Source organism: Xanthomonas sp. CFBP 8151 (assembly GCF_011761885.1).
Lineage (GTDB): Bacteria > Pseudomonadota > Gammaproteobacteria > Xanthomonadales > Xanthomonadaceae > Xanthomonas > Xanthomonas arboricola_B.
Genome location: NZ_JAASQZ010000001.1, coordinates 1,046,814 through 1,066,409, shown reverse-complemented (window position 1 = coordinate 1,066,409; position 19,596 = coordinate 1,046,814). Strand labels below are relative to the sequence as shown.

The 19,596-nt window shown below is 65.4% G+C and carries 16 protein-coding genes and 1 other RNA gene; 10 read left to right on the top strand and 7 right to left on the bottom strand.

Annotated features, from left to right (window positions below; genetic code table 11):
- Positions 1-10: 10 nt before the first annotated feature.
- The 8 genes from FHT08_RS04445 to FHT08_RS04410 all read left to right on the top strand — a co-directional run bounded on the left by FHT08_RS04445 (position 11) and on the right by FHT08_RS04410 (position 7,700).
- Complete coding sequence (locus tag FHT08_RS04445; RefSeq protein ID WP_026064839.1) at positions 11-469, top strand: PTS sugar transporter subunit IIA; 459 nt, start codon at positions 11-13, stop codon at positions 467-469.
- Positions 466-1,416 (top strand): HPr(Ser) kinase/phosphatase, encoded by a 951-nt coding sequence (hprK, locus tag FHT08_RS04440; protein WP_104535955.1) that lies wholly within the window; start codon positions 466-468, stop codon positions 1,414-1,416. The genes FHT08_RS04445 and hprK overlap by 4 nt, the downstream gene beginning before the upstream one ends.
- Complete coding sequence (gene rapZ / locus FHT08_RS04435; protein ID WP_166774413.1) at positions 1,413-2,285, top strand: RNase adapter RapZ; 873 nt, start codon at positions 1,413-1,415, stop codon at positions 2,283-2,285. Before hprK ends, rapZ begins: the two co-directional genes overlap by 4 nt.
- A gap of 517 nt (positions 2,286-2,802) precedes the next feature.
- Positions 2,803-3,195 carry a PTS fructose IIA subunit family protein gene (locus tag FHT08_RS04430; protein ID WP_166774412.1) on the top strand — a complete coding sequence of 131 codons (393 nt, stop codon included), beginning with the start codon at positions 2,803-2,805 and terminating at the stop codon, positions 3,193-3,195.
- Positions 3,188-3,457, top strand: a complete 270-nt coding sequence (locus tag FHT08_RS04425) for an HPr family phosphocarrier protein (RefSeq protein ID WP_016904613.1) — start codon at positions 3,188-3,190, stop codon at positions 3,455-3,457. Before FHT08_RS04430 ends, FHT08_RS04425 begins: the two co-directional genes overlap by 8 nt.
- A gap of 58 nt (positions 3,458-3,515) precedes the next feature.
- Positions 3,516-5,246, top strand: a complete 1,731-nt coding sequence (gene ptsP, locus FHT08_RS04420; RefSeq protein ID WP_166774411.1) for a phosphoenolpyruvate--protein phosphotransferase — start codon at positions 3,516-3,518, stop codon at positions 5,244-5,246.
- A 143-nt stretch (positions 5,247-5,389) separates the two neighbouring features.
- Complete coding sequence (mgtE, locus tag FHT08_RS04415) at positions 5,390-6,751, top strand: magnesium transporter (RefSeq protein WP_016904202.1); 1,362 nt, start codon at positions 5,390-5,392, stop codon at positions 6,749-6,751.
- 211 nt (positions 6,752-6,962) lie between these two features.
- Positions 6,963-7,700: a prolyl oligopeptidase family serine peptidase gene (locus FHT08_RS04410; RefSeq protein ID WP_208408897.1), complete on the top strand. Its 738-nt coding sequence runs from the start codon at positions 6,963-6,965 to the stop codon at positions 7,698-7,700.
- Between the two features lie 37 nt (positions 7,701-7,737).
- On the opposite strand, the gene cydB is transcribed toward FHT08_RS04410, so the two are convergent.
- The 7 genes from cydB to FHT08_RS04375 form a co-directional block, all read right to left on the bottom strand.
- The gene (gene cydB / locus FHT08_RS04405; RefSeq protein WP_166774409.1) at positions 7,738-8,754 is read right to left on the bottom strand and encodes a cytochrome d ubiquinol oxidase subunit II; all 1,017 of its coding nucleotides are present in this window, start codon (positions 8,752-8,754) and stop codon (positions 7,738-7,740) included.
- Positions 8,754-10,151: a cytochrome ubiquinol oxidase subunit I gene (locus FHT08_RS04400; protein ID WP_166774408.1), complete on the bottom strand. Its 1,398-nt coding sequence runs from the start codon at positions 10,149-10,151 to the stop codon at positions 8,754-8,756. The genes cydB and FHT08_RS04400 overlap by 1 nt, the downstream gene beginning before the upstream one ends.
- Before the next feature lie 181 nt (positions 10,152-10,332).
- Positions 10,333-10,409: non-coding RNA, sX9 sRNA (locus FHT08_RS04395), on the bottom strand.
- A gap of 492 nt (positions 10,410-10,901) precedes the next feature.
- The gene (locus FHT08_RS04390) at positions 10,902-12,290 is read right to left on the bottom strand and encodes an amino acid permease (protein WP_166774407.1); all 1,389 of its coding nucleotides are present in this window, start codon (positions 12,288-12,290) and stop codon (positions 10,902-10,904) included.
- Between the two features lie 262 nt (positions 12,291-12,552).
- The gene (locus FHT08_RS04385; protein WP_166774406.1) at positions 12,553-13,614 is read right to left on the bottom strand and encodes a polysaccharide lyase family 1 protein; all 1,062 of its coding nucleotides are present in this window, start codon (positions 13,612-13,614) and stop codon (positions 12,553-12,555) included.
- Between the two features lie 577 nt (positions 13,615-14,191).
- On the bottom strand, positions 14,192-15,133 hold the full coding sequence (locus tag FHT08_RS04380; RefSeq protein ID WP_166774405.1) for a proline iminopeptidase-family hydrolase: 942 nt from the start codon (positions 15,131-15,133) through the stop codon (positions 14,192-14,194).
- A 275-nt stretch (positions 15,134-15,408) separates the two neighbouring features.
- Positions 15,409-16,158, bottom strand: coding sequence for a LuxR family transcriptional regulator (locus tag FHT08_RS04375; protein ID WP_166774404.1), 750 nt, complete (start codon positions 16,156-16,158; stop codon positions 15,409-15,411).
- Positions 16,159-16,352: 194 nt separating this feature from the next.
- Here FHT08_RS04375 and FHT08_RS04370 point away from each other — a divergent pair, with 194 nt between their 5' ends.
- Both FHT08_RS04370 and FHT08_RS04365 read left to right on the top strand, forming a co-directional pair.
- On the top strand, positions 16,353-17,738 hold the full coding sequence (locus tag FHT08_RS04370) for an APC family permease (protein ID WP_166774403.1): 1,386 nt from the start codon (positions 16,353-16,355) through the stop codon (positions 17,736-17,738).
- A gap of 459 nt (positions 17,739-18,197) precedes the next feature.
- Positions 18,198-19,595 (top strand): trypsin-like peptidase domain-containing protein, encoded by a 1,398-nt coding sequence (locus FHT08_RS04365; protein ID WP_166774402.1) that lies wholly within the window; start codon positions 18,198-18,200, stop codon positions 19,593-19,595.
- Position 19,596 lies beyond the last annotated feature (1 nt).

Genomic DNA, 19,596 nt, shown 5'->3' with positions numbered 1-19,596 from the left:
TGATGCCCTCATGCCTTTAACCGATCTGATGGCGGCCGTGCGCACCGTGGTGTCGCCGGCCGCCGATCGCGACACCGTCCTGCATGCCGCCGCCGACTTGCTGTCCTGCCGTCAGGCCGGCGCCGACGAGCTGTATGCCAACCTGTGCGAACGCGAGGCCCTGGGCAGCACCGCCATCGGCCACGGCATCGCCATCCCGCATGGGCGTTGCCCCAATCTCACCGAACCCCGTGGCGCATTGCTGCGGCTGGACACCCCGGTGGCCTTCGGTGGCGATGAGCCGGTGGACCTGATCTTCGCGATGGCGGTGCCTGCGCACTACACCCACCAGCATCTGATGCTGCTGTCGGAACTGGCCGAGCGGTTTTCCGATGCGGACTTCCGTCAGCAGTTGCGCGCCGCCCCCAATGCGGACGCCTTGATGGCGCTGCTCACCGACGCACCTCCAGCACAGGCCAGCGCCGCATGAATACCAGCATCACCGCACGCGAACTGTTCGACCAGCAGCGCGACAAGCTGGCATTGCGCTGGGTGGCCGGCCACAAAGGCGAGCACCGCGAGATCGAGGCCGGCAGCAACATTGCGCGCCGCCCGTCGCTGGCCGGCTATCTCAACGTGATCTACCCCAACAAGGTGCAGATCCTGGGCACCGAAGAGCTGGCCTGGCTGGACTCGCTGGATGCGCGGCAACGCTGGGAAACCATCGAGAAGATCATCCAGGTGCAGCCGTTGGCGCTGGCGATCAGCAAGAACCAGTCCTGCCCGGAAGACCTGCGCGCGGCCGCCGACGAATCCAACACGCCGCTGTGGATCTCGCCCAAGCGCGGCCACGAGCTGCTCAATCACCTCTCCTATCACCTGGCACGCACGCTGGCGCCACGGGTCACCCTGCACGGCGTGTTCATGGAGATCTATTCGATCGGCGTGCTGATCACCGGCGAGGCCGGCTCGGGCAAGAGCGAGCTGGCGCTGGAGCTGCTCAGCCGCGGTCATCGGCTGGTGGCCGACGACGCGCCCGAGTTCACCCAGATCGCCCCCGACGTGCTCGACGGCACCTGCCCGGAATTGCTGCAGGACCTGCTGGAGGTACGCGGCCTGGGCGTGTTGAACGTGCGCGACATGTTCGGCGACACCGCGGTGAAGAAGAACAAGTACCTGCGCCTGATCGTGCACCTGACCCGCCCGATGACCGAACCCACCCCGTCCGGCTACGAACGCCTGACCGGCGATTCCGGCAGCCGGCATGTGCTGGATCTGGACGTGCCGCTGATTACCCTGCCGGTGATGCCCGGCCGCAACCTGGCGGTGCTGACCGAGGCCGCCACGCGCCTGCATATCCTGCGCACCAAGGGCATCGACCCGGCGGCGATGTTCATCGCCCGCCACAGCAACCTGCTGGAGCGACGCACGCCATGAGTACCGCGCCCTCCACGTTGATGATCGTGAGCGGGCTGTCCGGCTCGGGCAAATCGGTCGCGTTGAAGACCTTCGAGGATCTGGACTACTACTGTTCGGACAACCTGCCGGTGGAGCTGCTGCCGGATTTCGTGCGCAGCCGCCTGCGTGGCAACCCGCTCGGCGATCAGCGCCTGGCGGTGGGCATCGATGTGCGCAGCCGCAGCGATCTGACCCAGCTGGCGCAGTGGCGCCAGGCTGCGCAGGAATACGGGATCGAGGCGCGACTGCTGTTTTTCGAAGCCAGCGACGAGGCGCTGATCAAGCGCTACGCCGATACCCGCCGCCGCCATCCGCTCAGCCATCTGGGTCTGGCGTTGCCGGAAGCGATCACCCGCGAACGGCAGCTGACCGAGCCGCTGCGTACGCAGGCCGATGCCATCATCGACACCAGTACGCTCAACGTGCACCAGCTGCGTCGCCGCGTGGTCACCGAGTTTGCGCTCGGCACCAGCGACCGGCTGTCGCTGCTGTTCGAATCGTTCGCCTACAAACGGGGCGTGCCGGCCGAAGCCGACTTCGTGTTCGATGCGCGCGTCCTGCCCAATCCGCATTGGGACCCGGAACTGCGCCCGCTGACCGGCCGCGATGCCGGCGTGCGCGACTATCTGGACGAGCAACCGGATGTGGTGCGCTACAGCGCGCAGATCGTGGACCTGCTCGATACCTGGCTACCGCGGCTGCGCAACGATACCCGCAGCTACGTGACCATCGCCTTCGGCTGCACCGGCGGCAAGCACCGCTCGGTGTATCTAGCCGAACGCATGGCGCGGCATGCGCGCGAACAGGGCTGGCCGGAGGTGGCGACGTTTCATCGCGAGCAGGATTGAGGGGCTGTGATTGGGGAATCGGGATTCGGGAATCAGGAATCGTCAAAGCGGTGCAACGCGGCTTGGAATGTGCGAACGACTACCACATCCGTGCGTCGGAGCATTGTCGCGTGAGTTCTGGCTCTGGCGTCGGGTCCCTGCCCAGGGTTTGCTGTCGATGCTTTGGTGTTGATGGCCGTTTGGAAGCTGCAGGCCACCTTTTGTCGCTGCTGCTTCCTTGTCTTGCCGCGGGCGCAGATCGATCGGCCTGGCGCAGGCATTGGGCCTGCGAGAAAAAACTTTTTTGATCGGTGCATTTCGTCGGCGCGTTCTGGTCGCGCGCTGCAGCGTTCGCTTGTGATGCGGTTCGCATCGGGAGACTGCGCACGTCACGATCACCGCCACGCCGGCAGCAACGCGCTTGCTGCGTGCATTGCACGCGACACACCGCAGCGGTCTTAAACGGCTATTCATTTCGCAACACATCGGTGCCGGCAAACGCTATCGCGCGGTCATGCCGACCTGTTAACGTTTCGGCATGGCCTGTGGCATTCTCCTCATTACTCATCCCGGCATCGGCGTGGCGTTGTTGCACGTGGCGACGGGGCTGTTGCGGCAGTTGCCGCTGAAGACCGAAGCGTTCGATGTGCCGCTCGATGCAGACCTGGACGCATTGCTGCCCCAGGCTTCGTCGGCGATGCGACGGGTCGACAGCGGCGACGGCGTGCTGGTCATGACCGACCTGTACGGCGCCAGCCCCAGCAATCTCGCCAGCCGGTTGGCAAAGCTCGGCACGCCGGTCCGCCGGGTGTCCGCACTCAGCCTGCCGATGCTGTTGCGGGTGATGAACTACCCCGAACAAGGATTGCAGGAGCTACCCGCCACCGCGGCGGCAGGCACCCGCAACGGAGCGATCATCGACGATGCTTGAACGCGAACTCATAGTTTCCAATCGACTCGGACTGCATGCACGGGCAACCGCCAAGCTGGTGCAGACGCTGTCGTCCTATCGCAGCAACGCCACCCTGGCGGCCAAGGGCCGCGAGGTGAATGCCAAGAGCATCATGGGCGTGATGCTGCTGGCCGCCGGCCAGGGCACCAGCGTGGTGGTGCGGCTGGATGGCGAGGACGAGGCGCAGGCCCTGCAGGCGCTGGTGGATCTGTTCGAGCGTCGTTTCGACGAGGACAGCTGAGCATGTGCTGCGTCGGTGCGGGGCTGACCGACAGGGCGCGGCCGCGCCCGGGCCGCGCATGAGCCTGCGTTTGCGTGGACACGCCGCCTCGCGCGGCAACGCGCTCGGACGCGCGCGCGTGCGCCAGAGCCACACGCTGGAAGTGGCCGAACAGCGCGTGCCCGCCAGTCAGGTGGAAACGCAGCTGCAGCGTCTGCATGTGGCAATCGAGGCGGCACGCACCGAGATGCAGCAGCTGCGCGACCGCCTGCATGGTGCGCTTGCGCGCGAGGTCGGCGAATTCCTCGAACTGCATGCGCTGCTGCTCGACGACCCGGAGCTGTTGCAAGGCCTGGACGAGTTGATCCGTACCCACCGTTACAGCGCCGACTACGCCCTGCGCGTGCAGCGCGACCGGCTGGCGGCGGTGTTCGACGGCATGGAGGACGCCTACCTCAAGAGCCGCATGGACGACCTGGATCACGTCATCGGTCGCATCCATGCGTTCTTGCACAAGCGCGCGCCCGACCTCAAGGGCGTGGCCGGAGAAATCCTGGTCTGCGACAACGTGGCACCCTCGGAGCTGGCGCAACTGCAGGCGCAAGGGGTGGTCGGCATCGTCACCACTGCCGGCAGCGCGCTGTCGCATAGCGCGATCCTGGCGCGCAGCCTGCACCTGCCGTTGGTGGTGGGTGTGAGCGATGCGGTACAGCGGATCGACGATGGCGATGTGTTGATCGTCGATGCCGGTTCCGGCCAGGTGATCGTCGATCCCAAGCCCGAGCATCTGCGCGACTACCGCGAGCGCCTGCGCGCGCTGGCCAAGGAACAGCGCGAACTCGGCCGGCTGCGCTCCAAACCCACGCGCACGCGCGACAACGTCGATATCACGTTGCTGGCCAATGCCGAATCGCTGGAGGACGTGGCGAAGGCGCACGCGCTCGGTGCCAGCGGCCTTGGCTTGTACCGCACCGAATTCCTGTTCCTGCAGCGCAACGAGCTGCCGGGCGAGGAGGAACAGTTCCACACTTATCGCGACACCGTACTGGGCATGAGCGGCCGCCCGGTCACTATCCGCACCCTAGATCTGGGCGCCGACAAGGCCGACCGCACCGGTCTGACACTGAGCGATGAGGACAATCCGGCGCTGGGTCTGCGTGGCGTGCGGTTGTCGCTGGCCCGCCCTGCGGTGGCGCAGGCGCAGTTGCGCGCGATCCTGCGCGCCTCCGGCTACGGGCCGGTGCGCATCCTGGTGCCGATGGTCAGCGGCCGCGAGGAAGTCCAGCTGCTGCGCCGGCAGATCAAGAAACTGGCCGCGCAATTGCGCGAGCAAGGCCACGAGATCGCAGAGCACATTCCGCTCGGCGCGATGATCGAAGTGCCGGCTGCGGCCCTGGCGCTGGACTGCTTTATCGACGACATCGATTTCCTGTCGATCGGCACCAACGATCTGGTGCAGTACCTGCTGGCGGTGGATCGCAATAACGAGGCATTGGGCGAGTTGTATTCGCCGTTGCATCCTGCGGTGCTGCGCCTGATCGCACAGGTGATCGCCACCGGGCGCGCGTATGCCAAGCCGGTGGCGGTGTGCGGCGAGATCGCGGGCGACCCGCGCTTCGTGCCGATGTTGCTGGCCTTGGGGCTCACCGAGTTCAGCCTGCATCCGGCCACGTTGCTGGAAGTGCGCCGTGCGGTACGCGACATCCACCTGGGCGAGTTGCGCGTGCAGGGCGACAAGCTGCTGCGCGCGCGCGACCGCAAGGGCATCGAGAAGTGGCTGGCCACTGTCGCGCAGGGCCTGGCGCGCTGAGCGATCGCGTCATCGCGCGGGCGATGTTCGAGCGCGTTGCGAGCGGCACTGTAGGTTTCGTCACCATGCGCAAGCGATAATGCCGTGCTGATTCAGCAGCGCGTCTTCCATCGGGACGTGTCCACTCTTCCAGGGAGCCGCGCATGGCCGAAGCCGTCCGCCACGACAAGACCGCGCGCCAGCTGCGATTGCTGTCCGATGCGCTCGACAGCGGACGCCTGGGCCCGGTACGACGGCTGGTCAATACGCTGGCGCCGGCGGAGATCGGCAACCTGCTGGAATCGCTGCCGCCCGGCAAGCGCGAGGTGGTGTGGGGCCTGGTCGACCCGGAAGACGACGGCGAAGTGCTGCTGCATGTCGGCGATGAAGTGCGCGAAAGCCTGCTGGCCGACATGGACACCGACGAGATCGTCGCCGCGGTCGAAGACCTCGACATCGACGATCTGGCCAATCTGGTCGAAGACCTGCCCGACACCGTCATCGACGAAGTGCTCAAGTCGATGGACCGCGAGAACCGCGAGCGGCTCGAGCAGGTGCTGTCGTATCCGGAAGACACTGCCGGCCGCCTGATGAATCCGGACGTGGTGACGGTGCGCGCCGACGTCAATGTCGATGTGGTGCTGCGCTATCTGCGCCTGCGCGGCGAGCTGCCCGACCACACCGACCACCTGTACGTGGTGAGCCGGCGCCATCAGTACCTGGGCCGGGTGTCGCTGGCCGCGCTGGTCACCCATGAGGACAGCACGCCGGTCAATCGCCTGATCGACGACGAACAACCGGCGATCGATGTCGGCGATGGCTCCGACGAGGTCGCGCGGCGCTTCTCGGACCACGACTGGATCTCCGCCCCGGTGGTGGACGACAACAACATCCTGCTCGGCCGCATCACCATCGACGACGTGGTCGACATCATCCGCGAACAGGCCGAACACCAGGCCATGAGCGCGGCAGGTCTGGACGAGGACGAGGACATGTTCAGCCCGGCGCGGCGCGCCTTCCGCCGCCGCCTGATCTGGCTGGGCATCAACCTGTGCACCGCGTTCCTTGCCTCCAGCGTGGTCAGCCGGTTCGAAGGCACGATCGAGAAGCTGGTGGCGCTCGCGGCGCTGATGCCGATCGTCGCCGGCATGGGCGGCAATGCCGGCACCCAGGTGCTGGCCCTGATGGTGCGCGGCCTGGCGCTGGGCCAGATCGGCTCTTCCAACGTGATGACCCTGCTCAAGAAGGAGCTCACCGTTGCGCTGATCAACGGCCTGGTGCTGGGCGTGGGCCTGGGGCTGATCGTGCTGGCCTGGTTCCAGCAGCCGATGCTGTCGCTGGTGATCGGCACCGCGCTGACCTTGAACATGCTCACCGCCGCATTCGGCGGGGTACTGGTCCCGGTGACGCTGAAACGGCTGGGCTTCGACCCGGCGTTGGCCGGTGGCGTGATCCTGACCACGCTGACCGACGTGATGGGCTTCCTGAGCTTCCTCGGCCTGGCGACGCTGATCCTGTTGCCGTAGTCGTGGTCTGGAGCCATTGCGCCGAACTTTCGTGCCGCGCGCACCGCGGCGGCAATCAAATGAATATTCCGCAGAAAATCGCCGCAGCGCGACATGCCAGCACACCTGCATGCGGTGATACTGCGGGTCTGTCATCGGTCAGGAGGTATGCGTGATCCGTCGTTGTCTTGTTCTTGCGATTCTTGCGCTGGTGCTGGCCGGCTGTTCCAGCATGGCTGAGCGCCACCACGACGGACGCCGCGGCCATTTCGTCACCCGCACGCTGCAGCTGGAGGGGCGGCTCTACCGCTATCAGGTATTCGTGCCGACCTCCAGGGCGCCGCAACCGCGCCCCATCGTGCTGTTCCTGCATGGCTCGGGCGAACGCGGCGACAACGGACGCGATCAGGCCGAAGTGGGCGTTGGCCCTTACCTGAGCGAACACACTGCCGAATTCCCTGCCCTGGTGGTGCTGCCGCAGGTGCCCGACGACGAGGAGTGGCTGGGCATCAACGCACGCATGGCGATCGCCGCATTGGACGCGGCCAGTGCCGAATTCGATGCCGACCCGCAGCGTACCTACCTCACCGGCATCTCGATGGGCGGCTATGGCGCCTGGGAAATCGGGCTGATGCAGCCGCAGCGCTTCGCCGCGATCGTGCCGATCTGCGGTGCGCTCAAGGCCCCGCGCGATGAACGTCGCACGCTCTACGTCAGCCTGGTGGCCAACGAGGCCGACCCGTATACCGCTGCGGTCACCCGGCTCAGGCATGTGCCGATCTGGATGTTCCACGGGGCCAAGGACGACTCGGTGCCGCCGCACGACGACCGTGCGCTGTACCGCGCCGCAAAAGGCGTCGGCGCCAATGTGCGCTACAGCGAGTATCCGGACGGCAACCACAACGCCTGGGATGCGACCTACGCAGACCCGGCGATGTGGGAGTGGATGTTTAGGCAGCGCCTGCGCTGAGCGGGCAGCCCATTGCGCGGATGCGGTCTGCGCCCGATCAGTGGTGATAGCCGGTATCGGCGGTGATCTTGCCGCGGAACACGCGATACGACCATACCGTGTAGCCCAGGATCAGCGGCAGCAGCACTACCAGGCCGATCAGTGCGAACAACTGCGACGACGGCGGCGCGGCGGCCTGCCAGATCGTGTAGACCGGCGGCACCAGATACGGCCACATGCCCAGCACCAGGCCGAGAAAACCGAGCACGAACAGGCCCATCGCCAACAGGAACGGCGGCGTATCCGGCCGCCCCGTGTCGGTGCAACGCCATAGCGCGAACCCGACGATGGCGACCAGCACCGGCACCGGCATCAGCCACAGGTAATGCGCACCGCTGAACCAGCGGTCCATCACATGCGATTGCAGCGACGGCAACCACGCGCTAACCAGGCCGATGAAGATCAACACGCTGATGGTCAGCGGCCGGCTCAACTGCCGCGCGAGCTGTTGCACATGGCCTTCGGTCTTGAGGATCAGCCAGGTGCTGCCGAGCAAGGCGTAGCCGAACACCAGCGCCGCGCCGGTCAGCATCGCGAAAGGACTGAACCAGCCCCAGATGCCGCCGACATAGCGGTCGTTTTCGATCGGCAGGCCCTGCACCAGCGCGCCGAGGATCACGCCCTGCGCAAACGTGGCCAGGATCGAGCCGGCAGCGAAGGCATTGCTCCACAGCCGCCGCGAGCGATGCGCCTTGAAACGGAACTCGAACGCCACCCCGCGGAACACCAGCGCCATCACCATCAACAGCACCGGCAGATACAGCGCCGACAGGATCACCGCATACGCCTTGGGAAACGCCGCCAGCAGCCCTGCCCCGCCCAGCACCAGCCAGGTCTCGTTACCGTCCCAGATCGGGGCGGCGGTGTTCATCATCAGATCCAGCTGCGCTTCGTCCTTGCGGAACGGCGCCAGGATGCCGATGCCGAGCACGAAGCCGTCCAGCACCACGTACATCAGCACCCCGAAACCGATCACCGCGAACCACGCCACCGGCAATACGCTGCTCATGTCCATCATGCGGCTCCGTCGATCGGTTCATCGGCCGCCGACAGCGGCCGTGCCGGCGTGTGTTCGCCGTGGTCCAGCTGCGGCGCGTCATGTGGGGTCGGGCCGATCTTGCCGATCTTGACCAGGTACCAGATGCCCCAGCCGAACACGAACGCATAGCCGGCCACGTACACCGCCAGCGAGATTGCGGTCATCAGCGTCGATTGCGGACCGACGGCATCGGCGGTGCGCAACAGCCCGTAGACCACATACGGCTGCCGCCCCATCTCGGTGACGAACCAGCCCGACACCAGCGCGATGAAGCCGCTCGGCAACATCCAGCGCCAGGTCGCCAGCAACCAGCGCCACCGCAGCAACTTGCCGCGCCACCAGGCGAACGCCGAGACCCAGGCCACCAGCAGCATCAACGAGCCCAGCCCGGCCATGATGCGGAAGGCGAAGAACACCGGCATCACCGGCGGGCGATCGGCGGCCGGCACCGAGGTCAGCGGCGCAATGCTGCCTTCCAGACGGTGGGTCAGGATCAGGCTGCCCAGGCGCGGGATCGCCACCTCGTAATCGTTGCGCTCGGCCTGCGCATTGGGCAGGGCGAACAGCACCAGCGGAAACCCCTGGCCCTGGCCTTCGTCATGCCAGTGCGCTTCCATCGCCGCGATCTTCATCGGCTGGTGCTTGAGCGTGTTCAAGCCATGCATGTCGCCAACGAAGATCTGCAGCGGCACGGTGATCGCCGCGAACGCCACCGCCAGCTTGAGCATGCGCAGCCCGGCCTCGCAGTGCACGCCGCGATGCAGATACCACGCCCCCACCGCACCGACCACAAAACAGGTGGTGATGAACGAGCCCAACGCCATATGCGCAAGCCGGTACGGGAACGAGGGGTTGAAGATGATCGTCAACCACGCCACCGGATGCACGATGCCGTCGACCACTTCATAGCCGGCCGGAGTCTGCAGCCAGCTGTTGGACGACAGGATCCAGAACGTGGAAAACAGCGTGCCCAGCGCCACCATGCAGGTCGCCAGGAAATGCAGGCGTTCGGAAATGCGCCCCCAGCCGAACATCATCACGCCCAGGAAACCGGCTTCGAGGAAGAACGCGGTCAGCACTTCGTAGCTCAGCAACGGGCCGATCACGCTGCCGGCGATCCGGCTCAACTCCGGCCAGTTGGCCCCGAACTGGAAGGCCATCACGATGCCGCTGACCACGCCCATGCCGAACGACACGGCGAAGATCTTCTGCCAGAAGAAATACAGCTCGCGCCATACCGGCAGCCGGGTGCGCAGCCAGCGCCATTCGAGAAATGCCAGCAGGCTGGACAGCCCGATGGTGAATGCGGGAAACAGCACGTGGAATGCGATGACGAATCCGAACTGGATCCGCGATAACAGCAAGGCATCCATGGAGAATCCTCCAGGAAATAGGTCAGCATCAGCGCACGGAGTCCAGGTCGATTGCCAAGACGACAGGCCAGTCGATCGCGACGTCTGCACGAAAGGATCATCATAACGACGGTGGTGCGCGTTCCCGATGCGACACGGCGTCGCATCTGCGGCAAATGGCCGCGCCTGTGCAGCCAGGCGCGGCCAACGAAACGTAGCCAGCGGTCGTCAGGCGGGTGCGGACGGCGCGCTCAGAACCGGAGCGCACGAGCGGTTCGTGCCCATTCCGAGCACCGGCCGTGCGCGCCTGACGGCGGCGCAGTGGTTCTGCTGGCTGCAGCGCGCGATGCTGCACCCGGTGTGCAATGCAGCGCGCATTCCTTGCACCCAGATGTGTTGCGCGCACACCGGTCACCGCGATGCACCCGGCTTTAGCGAGTGCACGCCGGCACGCGATGGAAGGTCCACCGCCCCCCCCCAAGCGGACCCAGGCCGCCGGGAAGCGCACGCTCCCAGGCCCGCAACAAATGGCTGCTATACGCATCCACGATGCCTCGCGCCGACCCGCCGGCACCATGTTCGGCTTGCCATCGGCCAGATGGCAATGTTGCAGACACATGGATCAGCAGATCCGGCGACCCGCCCGCCTGATGGCAAGGAAAACACCGCAAGACTGCTTGCGTGTTCTGGCTCCGGCGGTGTGCAGGAACTCACTGCAGGCTTGTCTTCGCTGCCGGACGGTCACGCACCCAGTCACGTGAACCCGCACGTTTAGGCCCGACCACGGGCGCGTCTGGCCACTCCGCTGACCATTGCAATGAAGGCGGTCAAGCCGACCATCGACAGGAACTGCGCACGGGTGTCCACCGACGACGCCAGCAGCACGAAGATCACCGCCAGAATCGCCAAGGCCAGCAAGGTCAGAAACGGGTAACCCCGCATGCGGAACGGCAACGCGATGCCGGCGCGGTCGGCGCGTGCGCGCAGGATCAGCTGCGACAGCAGCGAAATCGCCCACACCAGCAGACAGGTGGCGCCGACGATGTTGAGCAGCATCGGCAGCACCTTGTTGGGATACAGCAGTTCCAGTGCTGCCGCGGCAAAACCGAACAGCACGCTGGCGATCACCGCCGCCAGCGGCACCTGCTCGCCGCTGGTCCTGCCAAGCAGCCGCGGCGCTTCGCCGCGCTGGGCCAGCGAGAAGATCATCCGCGAGGCGCCATACAGATTGGCGTTGAGTGCCGACAGCAAGGCCACCACGGCGACCAGGGTGATGGCGGTGGCCGCGCCGGGAATGCGCGCCACCTCCAGCACGGCAGCGAACGGCGAGCTGAGCGCCGTACTGGTCCACGGCACCACTGCCACGATCACGCTGATCGAGCCGATGTAGAACACCAGGATGCGCCAGGCCACGGTGCGAATCGTGCGTGCCAGACTGCGGCCCGGGTCGGCGGTTTCCGCAGCGGCCACTGCCACGATTTCGGTGCCGCCGAAGGCGAACACCACCACCAGCAACGCCGATCCGATGCCGGCCAGCCCCTTGGGCGCGAATCCGCCGTTGCGGGTGAAGTTGGACAGCCCCGGCGACACCACGCCGGGCAGCCACCCGGCCAGCAGGGCCACGCCGATGAGCAGGAACACCACGATGGCAACGACCTTGAGGATGGCGAACCAGAATTCGAACTCGCCAAAATTGCGCACGCCGAGCAGATTGATCGCGGTGAAGGTGGCCATGAACACCACCGCCAGCAACGGCACCGACAACGCCGGCCATACCGAGGCGAGCAGGCCGGCCGCGCCGACCGCTTCGGCCGCGATCACCACCACGATCTGCAGCCACCACAACCAGCCCACCGTCGCCCCGGCGGTCGGCCCCATCGCGTCGGCTGCGTACACCGAAAACGCACCGCTGGCCGGCTTGGAAGCGGCCATTTCGCCCAGCGCGTTCATCACGATGATCACCAGCGCCCCGGCGATCAGGTACGACACCAGCACGGCCGGCCCCGCCGCGTGGATCCCCACGCCCGAGCCAAGAAACAGCCCGGCGCCGATCGCCGTGCCCAGGCCCATCATCATCAATTGCCGCGGTTTCAGCGCATGGCGCAATGCGGGCGCGGCGGACGGAGCGTGCTCAGCAACGGGATCGGTCGGAAGCGGCATGGACGGGCTTGGATGGATGGAATCGCAACACGATACCGCGTCGCGTCGCCCGCCGCGCCTCTTGACGCCGACCAGGAAGCGAGGGTGGATCAGCCCGGGCGGGCTCTTGCCCGTCTCCACCGCCGGCAGCTTCACCGCCACGTACGCAGCAACCGGTGACCACGTACCCGTCTTCAAACCACCAGTGCACGAACCAGCTGCACACCACCGACAAGAATCCCCGGACAGGCCGGGGATCCATGTGACCGCGCCCCGTTGCCGCTTACTCGGCCAGGTTGGTGGCTGCACCGGCGGTGGCGATCACCTTGGCCTTGACCTGTGCGGCCGGAGTGATGCTGTAGGTGTAGCCCAGCGGTTCGGGGAACACCTTGCTGGTGATCCAGTTGGTGGCGTTGGCGTAGGGCTTGCTGCCATCCGGGGTGCCCCAGGTGATGCCGCTGCCGACGTAGTTGTTGATCAGGTCCCAGTAGCCGATCTCGCTGCTGTCGCGCGAGGTCACCGGGTTCTTGATGTTCTCGAAGTAGTTGGACTCGATCTTGGCCACCCCGCCCATGCGCACGTTGATGCCCGAGGTGGTGACGTTGTTGAAGTAGTTGTTGTAGATGTGGCTCAGCCCAAAACGTTGCAACGGCACGCGCGATTCGACGTTCTCGAAGCGGTTGTGGTGATAGGTGGTGCGAGCGGCCGAATTCTTGCTGTCGCTGTCGCTGAATCCGTTGAGCGCGACCTTCTGATAGTTGTAGACGTAGTTGTAGGACACGGTGACGTGATGGGTGCCCTTCTTCATGTCGATGCCGCCATCGAAGGACGCATCGCCGGCACCGGAGCACTTGGTCAACGAGGCGAACACGGTGTTGTGGTCGACCCAGATCCTGGACGGCGAACCGCTGGAAGTGCCTTCCAGGGAAATCGAATCGGCATCTTCGCCGCCCTGCAGCAGGCCGATGGTCATGTTCTGGATGATGACGTTGCTGGAGTTGCCCACCACCCACAGCCCGAAGTTGGCCGACGAGCCGTTGGCACCCTTGATGGTGATGTCGCTCTTGTTCTTGATCTGCACGGTCTTGGCCGGCAATTTCCACTGTGCGCAGACGTCCTTGATGGTGCTGAAATCGAACTTTCCGGTGTAGTTGAGCACCAACCCGCCGCTGCCGGAATAACTGTCGATCGCGGCCTGCATCGCCGCGAAGGTAGCCACAGTCACCGGTGTCTTGTTGCCGCCGCCGGTAGTGCCGGCACCGTATCCGACCGGGCCGGCGATGGCGCCCGCAGTGCAGGCGGACAGTGCAAGCGCAAGTGTGCCCTGGAGTGTCTTGATCATCATGCAGCCTCTCCCAAAGAAGTGAACGAGCGATGCATGCTGTCTGCGCCGCAGCGACGACAACAGCAAAGCGGTGCGTGGGGGCCGCATTCTTCGCGCGATTTAAGACATAAAACAATTATCCATCACTGAAACTTTGACGCACCACGGTGTTCTTCTTGCAGGACATGCGAAAGAGACAGCGGGAGACACCCGGGACAGGACACTGCTGCGCCGCGCGCAATGTGTATTTTGTATGCACATGTGTTTTCTATCCATGCAAACGCCGGCCGATGCTGCGTTTGCGCACTCACGCTTTCGACTGCCGTTGGTAGCGGCAAATGCGCCTGTAGGCATCCGCGTGCATCACCAGGTACTGCGCACTGGTAGCTGCGCACGACCGCGTGCCGTGGGCCATCGGACGTATGAGGCACAGCTGCCTGCATCAATACGACTGCTCTTCACGATCACTGTTGCAACCTTGCTCCCACGATGCGCCAGCAAGGCAGTTCATGCTCGATTGCGACCCGTCGCAGCAGCGCCCGCAGGCCGGGCACGCGCAGGTTCGCGTGCGCACTTAAGTGTCCCACACTGCATCGGCTCAAACCGCGCGACTGGCCTGCATGGACGCATGCACCAGCTGCTCGCCGGGCCACGGCGTGTGGTCGTCGAGGAAGTTGCCGACCAGGCGCATGCACGCCGGGCGTTCTTCCACATGCGGCATATGGCTGGAATTGGCGAACACATGCCACCGCACGTCCGGGATCAGGCGCGCGTACGGCTCCACCGTTTCCGGTGTGGCCTCGTCGTATTTGCCCGACAGCACCAGCGTGGGCGCATTGATGCGATGCAGGCGCTCGATGATGCTCCAGTTGCGCAGGCTGCCCACCACATGGAATTCGGTCGGGCCATTCATGGCGTGATACACGGTCGGGTCGGCATCGATGGCGGCGAAGGTGCGCGCCACTTCCGCAGGCCAGGACAACACGCGGCAGACGTGCTGGGCGTAGAACACCTGACTTGCGACGCGATAGGCCGGGTCGTCCAGGGTGCCGGCCGCTTCGTGCGCGTCCAGCGCCGCCTGGATGTGCTCGGGCAGGTGCGCGCGCAGCCGCAGCGCAGCAGCGCGCCACAAGCCCATCGATGCCGGCGAGTTGGCAATCACCAACGCACGCAGGCCGGCCGGCCGCCGCACCGCATGCTCGGCCGCCAGCATCCCGCCCCAGGACTGCCCCAGTAACGCGTACTGCGACAGCCCCAACTGCGTGATCAAGGCCTGCAACTCGTCCACAAACAGTCCCACCGTCCAGAAACCGGGGTCTGCATCGGGAAGATGGGTGGACTTGCCGTTGCCGAGCTGGTCGTAATGGATCACCGCGCGGCCATTGGCCGCCAGGTCCTTGAAGCTGTCCACATAGTCATGGGTGCAGCCGGGGCCGCCGTGCAGCACGATCAGCGGGCAGGCATCGTTGCGCAGATCGCCGGTGATGCGGTACCAGGTACGGTACCCACGGAATTCGACGTAACCCTCGGTGGACTGCATGACCTGCGCCTGCTGACGGCAAGAATGAGCACCGAGCCTAGCCAGCGAAACGCCGCGCCATAACTGGCAAAACTCCCAGGTTCGCGCCGCTTTGGAAGGTCAGTGCCCGACAGGCGAGCGGTGCGATCCAGCCGAGCGCGTAGCTGGTCGCCAGGACGGGCATCGACCAGTGCAGCGATTGCGCTTGCCGATCGCCAAATTTCACTACTGGGGAAATCGTCTATCGCGGCCTGGAGTCGCAGGCGCCGACCGCGACGCGCCTACGGCTCCAGCAATCAATAATGCATGCCGCGTACGACGGCCTCGACGCGATTGCGCGCGCCCAGCTTGCGTGCTGCCGAGTTCAGATGCAGGTTCACCGTGGCGGTGGAGCGGTTGAGCGCAGCAGCGATGCTCTTGGCTGTCAGCCCCTTGGCCGAGTATTGCAGGCATTCGCGCTCGCGGCGGGTCAACGCGATGTGGTGGCAGCGGCGTTCCTGCGGATCGAGCAGCTCCTGCGCGCGTGCCTGGAAGGTATGCGCGAGCAGCAGGAATGGCGACAGCTGGGTTTCGGCCAGCCGCAGCGCCTCGGCCGCGACCGCGTCGACCGCAGCGCTGAATGTCGCGAACGCGCCACCCGGCAGGTGCAGGGGCACGGTGACACCGGTTCCCATGCCGCTATCGCACAGATAGCGCGTGACCTGCCGATGCTGGCTGCCGACGTATTCCACGCCTTCCATCTCGCCGTCGCTGCGGTAGGACCACACGAATGGCGTGGTGCGGCGCGTCGCACGCTGCTGCACCGGGTCGTGCTGGTAATAGCCGTGCTCGCACCAGATGTGCTGCATGTCGCCCGGCGCATTGCGCTGCATGAACACCGACGGGGTGATCAATGCCCCTTCCAGGCTCAGCGGGACCGGCGCGTAATCGTAGACCAGCGACTGGAAGCCCAGCCCACAGACATCGGCAAACGCCCGGTCCAGGCAGGCATTGAGCGTGTGCAGCGCCTGCAGATCGCGGCCCAGGCTGGCCAAAGTGTCGAACATGGGGGTCATTCGGTACCGACGTGCGCCGCTGGATGACATCCAGCAGGGAAAACCTAGCATTTTTACCAATGGATGGGTTTGGCGGCCACATTATCGTCACAATGCCAGCCAGGCAGCTGCACAGAAGCATCGACGTACAGACGCTCCCACCGCGCCTGCGTCGCGACCCGGCATTCCTTTCAGCGGACACCTGCATGACCGACACACCCTGCCGCGACGCCGCGGCCGCGCTGGAGCGCTTTGGCTACGCCCAGGAGCTGAAGCGGCAGCTCACGCTCAAGGATCTGCTGATCTACGGGCTGGTGTTCATGGTGCCGACCGCGCCATTCTCCATTTTCGGCGGCGTGTTCGACATCAGTGCCGGGATGGTGCCGCTGACCTACCTGGTCGGCTTCGTGGCAATGCTGTTCACCGCGTTGAGCTACCAGCAGATGTCGCAGGCGTTTCCGGTCGCCGGCTCGGTGTACGCGTACGTGGGGCGGGGCGTGAGCAGCGGCGTGGGCTTTCTGGCCGGTTGGGCGATCCTGCTCGATTACCTGCTGGTGCCGACCCTGCTCTACGTGGTCGGCGCCAACGCCATGCACAACGTGTTGCCGGCGGTGCCGCAGCCGGCGTGGATCGCCTTCTTCGTGGTGCTCAACACGCTGGTCAACCTGCGCGGCATCGAAACCACCGCGCGTGCCAATCGCTTCTTTCTCTACGCGCAGCTCGTGGTGCTGGCGGTGTTCGTGGTGCTGGCCAGCGTGGCGATCCAGCGTGGCGTCAATGGTGCGTACTGGAACCTACGTCCGTTCTACAACCCGCAGGCATTTTCGCCGCAGTTGATCTTCAGCGCCCTGTCGGTGGCGGCGGTGTCGTTCCTGGGCTTCGATGCAATCTCCACGCTGTCGGAAGAGGCCCGTGGCGGCAACCGCGTGGTCGGGCGGGCAACCCTGCTGTCGCTGTTGCTGGTGGCCGGCTTATTCGTGCTGCAGACCTGGCTGGCGGCGCTGCTGCAGCCCACCCTGCAACGCTATCCCAGCGCGCAGGCCTCCAACGATGCCTTCTTCGAGATCGGGCGCTTGATCGCCGGGCCGTGGTTGCAGATCGTCATTGCGCTCACGGTTGCGATCAGTGCGGCCGTTGCCAATTCGTTGGTGGCGCAGGCCGCCACATCGCGCCTGTTGTTCGCCATGGCGCGCGATCGCCAGCTGCCTGCCTTTCTTCGCTACATCCATCCACGCTCCGGTGTACCGCAGCGCGCCATCCTGCTGGTGGCAGGCTTGAGCATGGTGCTGGGCGAAGTCTTCGTCGGACAGATCGCGCTGCTGTCCTCGTTGTGCAATGTCGGCGCGCTGACCGCCTTCATTCTGTTGCATGCGGCAGTGCTGTGGCATTTTCGCGGACAGGGCCACAGCACACTGTTGCATGTAGCGACACCGTTGATCGGCATCGTGATCCTGGCGTATGTGCTGATCAATGCCGACCAGCATGCGCAACTGGGCGGCGCAGCCTGGATGATGGTCGGGCTTGCCGTCCTGGCGTTTCTGAAAGTCAGCGGTCGCTCGACCGACTTCCGCGCCAGCGACGCGTTGGAATAGTGCGTCGCGGCTCAGTGTGCGGCCCTGCAGCGGTCTGCTGGCGCGCATCGACATTGCAGGTACGTCGAGCACGCAGGGCAACGCCCGCAACGGCGATGCGCGCTGGCCCTCCCGCATGCAGCGTATCCGCCTGAAGCGTCTGACAGGTTGATCGAAGCGTCGCTGGCGGCGGCGTGCGCGATCGTGTTGCCGCAGGTGGAGCGGCACGCGTGTCGCAGACGATTCCCAGGATGCCGCATTGCGGCGCCTTGCGTCTGCGCAAGCGAGTGCCAAGGCGTGCACACGTCGACCGCCGCACGCAAAATACGCTTGTGTTTTTGTCGGCCGCTACCTTCTGAACGAGATTTTCAGCACATATTCAGCCGTCAACATTCGCTAGTCTCATTCGGCGCCAATGATGGCGCCCGCAGGATGTGGCCCCCGCCGCAACCTGTCGTTCCCTGACGAGAAGGACTACCCATGAATCGCAAGAATGCGTTGTACCTGGCGCTGTTTTCCGCCGTTTCCGGCTCTGCACTGGCAACGCCGCCGACCGAAATGGACGCCGCGCCAGTGAGTACCGCGCCGCAAGCAGCCAAACTCGGCGCGGCGACGTTGCAGTCGGCAAGTCTGCGTGGAGGCATCCTGCCCACGCGTGTGGTGCAACTGACTGCGCCCACCAGCACCGAGATCAGTCGCGTGCGTGAGCGCCGCATCGCACAGGTCAAACATGGGCAGCCCCTGCAGATCGGGTTTTCGCGCACGGTTGCCAAACCCCTGGTGAATCTGGCCACACTCGATTGGAAGATGGCCAAAGACGGCTCGCGCGTGGCGACCTTGAACGTCGGCTCCGCGCAGGCGGCCTCGCTGCGTGCGTCGCTGATCCTGCGTGGCGCCGGCGCCACGCCGGGCGATCCGTCCAAGGTGACGCTGCGCTTTGCCGGCGACGACGGCAGGGTGTTCGAACAATCCGGTGCCAGCTTCGCCGCCGGCGGCGACGCCATCGGCTGGTCGCCCACCGTAAACGGTGAGAATCTGCTGGTGGAGCTGTCGCTGCCGGCCGGCCAGTATCCGGAGAACTTCAGCCTGAGCATCCCGCAGCTGTCGCATCTGGACATCAGCCCCACCGCCAGCGCGCGCGACATGATGACCATTGCCATCGGCGAGAGCGATTCCTGCCAGAACGATATCGTTTGCCGCGCCAATCCCACCGCCGGCTTCACCAACGCTGCAAAGGCGGTTGCGCGCATGGTGTTCACCACCAGTCAGGGCTCGTTCCTGTGCACCGGTACGCTGCTCAACAACACCAACTCGCCCAAGCGCAATCTGTTCTGGACTGCGGCGCATTGCATCAGCACGCAGACGGTGGCCAATACGCTGCAGACCTACTGGTTCTACGACGCGGCCAGCTGCAACGGCAACACTGCCAGCGCGCAGGCCACCACGTTGACCGGTGGCGCGTTCCTGCGCCACGCCAACACCACGCGCGACACCGCGTTGCTGGAGCTGAAGACCGCACCGCCAAGCGGCGCGTTCTATGCGGCCTGGAACAGCGCGGCGATCGGCGCGACCGGCACGTCGATCGTCGGCATCCACCACCCGTCCGGCGACGTCAAGAAGTACTCGCTGGGCACCGTCAACGGGCTGAGCACCACCATCGACGGCAAGAGCCCGCTGTACCGTGTGGTCTGGAACGATGGCGTCACCGAAGGCGGCTCGTCCGGCTCGGGCCTGTTCACCGTCGCCAGCGGCGGGGCCTACCAGCTGCGCGGCGGCCTGTACGGCGGCTACTCGTTCTGCACCGCGCAGACCGACCCGGACTACTACTCGCGCTTCTCGGACGTGTATTCCAGCATTTCCACCTACTTCGGCCCGTAAG

What these genes read in the sequence shown, in the direction of transcription:
- hprK (WP_104535955.1), top strand. Translation starts at nt 466, where the DNA reads ATGAATACCAGCATCACCGCACGCGAACTGTTCGACCAGCAGCGCGAC.
- FHT08_RS04365 (WP_166774402.1), top strand. Translation starts at nt 18,198, where the DNA reads ATGAATCGCAAGAATGCGTTGTACCTGGCGCTGTTTTCCGCCGTTTCC.
- cydB (WP_166774409.1), bottom strand. Translation starts at nt 8,754, where the DNA reads ATGGACATGAGCAGCGTATTGCCGGTGGCGTGGTTCGCGGTGATCGGT.
- FHT08_RS04410 (WP_208408897.1), top strand. Translation starts at nt 6,963, where the DNA reads ATGGCTGAGCGCCACCACGACGGACGCCGCGGCCATTTCGTCACCCGC.
- ptsP (WP_166774411.1), top strand. Translation starts at nt 3,516, where the DNA reads ATGAGCCTGCGTTTGCGTGGACACGCCGCCTCGCGCGGCAACGCGCTC.
- FHT08_RS04400 (WP_166774408.1), bottom strand. Translation starts at nt 10,151, where the DNA reads ATGGATGCCTTGCTGTTATCGCGGATCCAGTTCGGATTCGTCATCGCA.
- rapZ (WP_166774413.1), top strand. Translation starts at nt 1,413, where the DNA reads ATGAGTACCGCGCCCTCCACGTTGATGATCGTGAGCGGGCTGTCCGGC.
- FHT08_RS04380 (WP_166774405.1), bottom strand. Translation starts at nt 15,133, where the DNA reads ATGCAGTCCACCGAGGGTTACGTCGAATTCCGTGGGTACCGTACCTGG.
- FHT08_RS04375 (WP_166774404.1), bottom strand. Translation starts at nt 16,158, where the DNA reads ATGTTCGACACTTTGGCCAGCCTGGGCCGCGATCTGCAGGCGCTGCAC.
- FHT08_RS04390 (WP_166774407.1), bottom strand. Translation starts at nt 12,290, where the DNA reads ATGCCGCTTCCGACCGATCCCGTTGCTGAGCACGCTCCGTCCGCCGCG.
- FHT08_RS04370 (WP_166774403.1), top strand. Translation starts at nt 16,353, where the DNA reads ATGACCGACACACCCTGCCGCGACGCCGCGGCCGCGCTGGAGCGCTTT.
- mgtE (WP_016904202.1), top strand. Translation starts at nt 5,390, where the DNA reads ATGGCCGAAGCCGTCCGCCACGACAAGACCGCGCGCCAGCTGCGATTG.
- FHT08_RS04445 (WP_026064839.1), top strand. Translation starts at nt 11, where the DNA reads ATGCCTTTAACCGATCTGATGGCGGCCGTGCGCACCGTGGTGTCGCCG.
- FHT08_RS04385 (WP_166774406.1), bottom strand. Translation starts at nt 13,614, where the DNA reads ATGATGATCAAGACACTCCAGGGCACACTTGCGCTTGCACTGTCCGCC.
- FHT08_RS04430 (WP_166774412.1), top strand. Translation starts at nt 2,803, where the DNA reads ATGGCCTGTGGCATTCTCCTCATTACTCATCCCGGCATCGGCGTGGCG.
- FHT08_RS04425 (WP_016904613.1), top strand. Translation starts at nt 3,188, where the DNA reads ATGCTTGAACGCGAACTCATAGTTTCCAATCGACTCGGACTGCATGCA.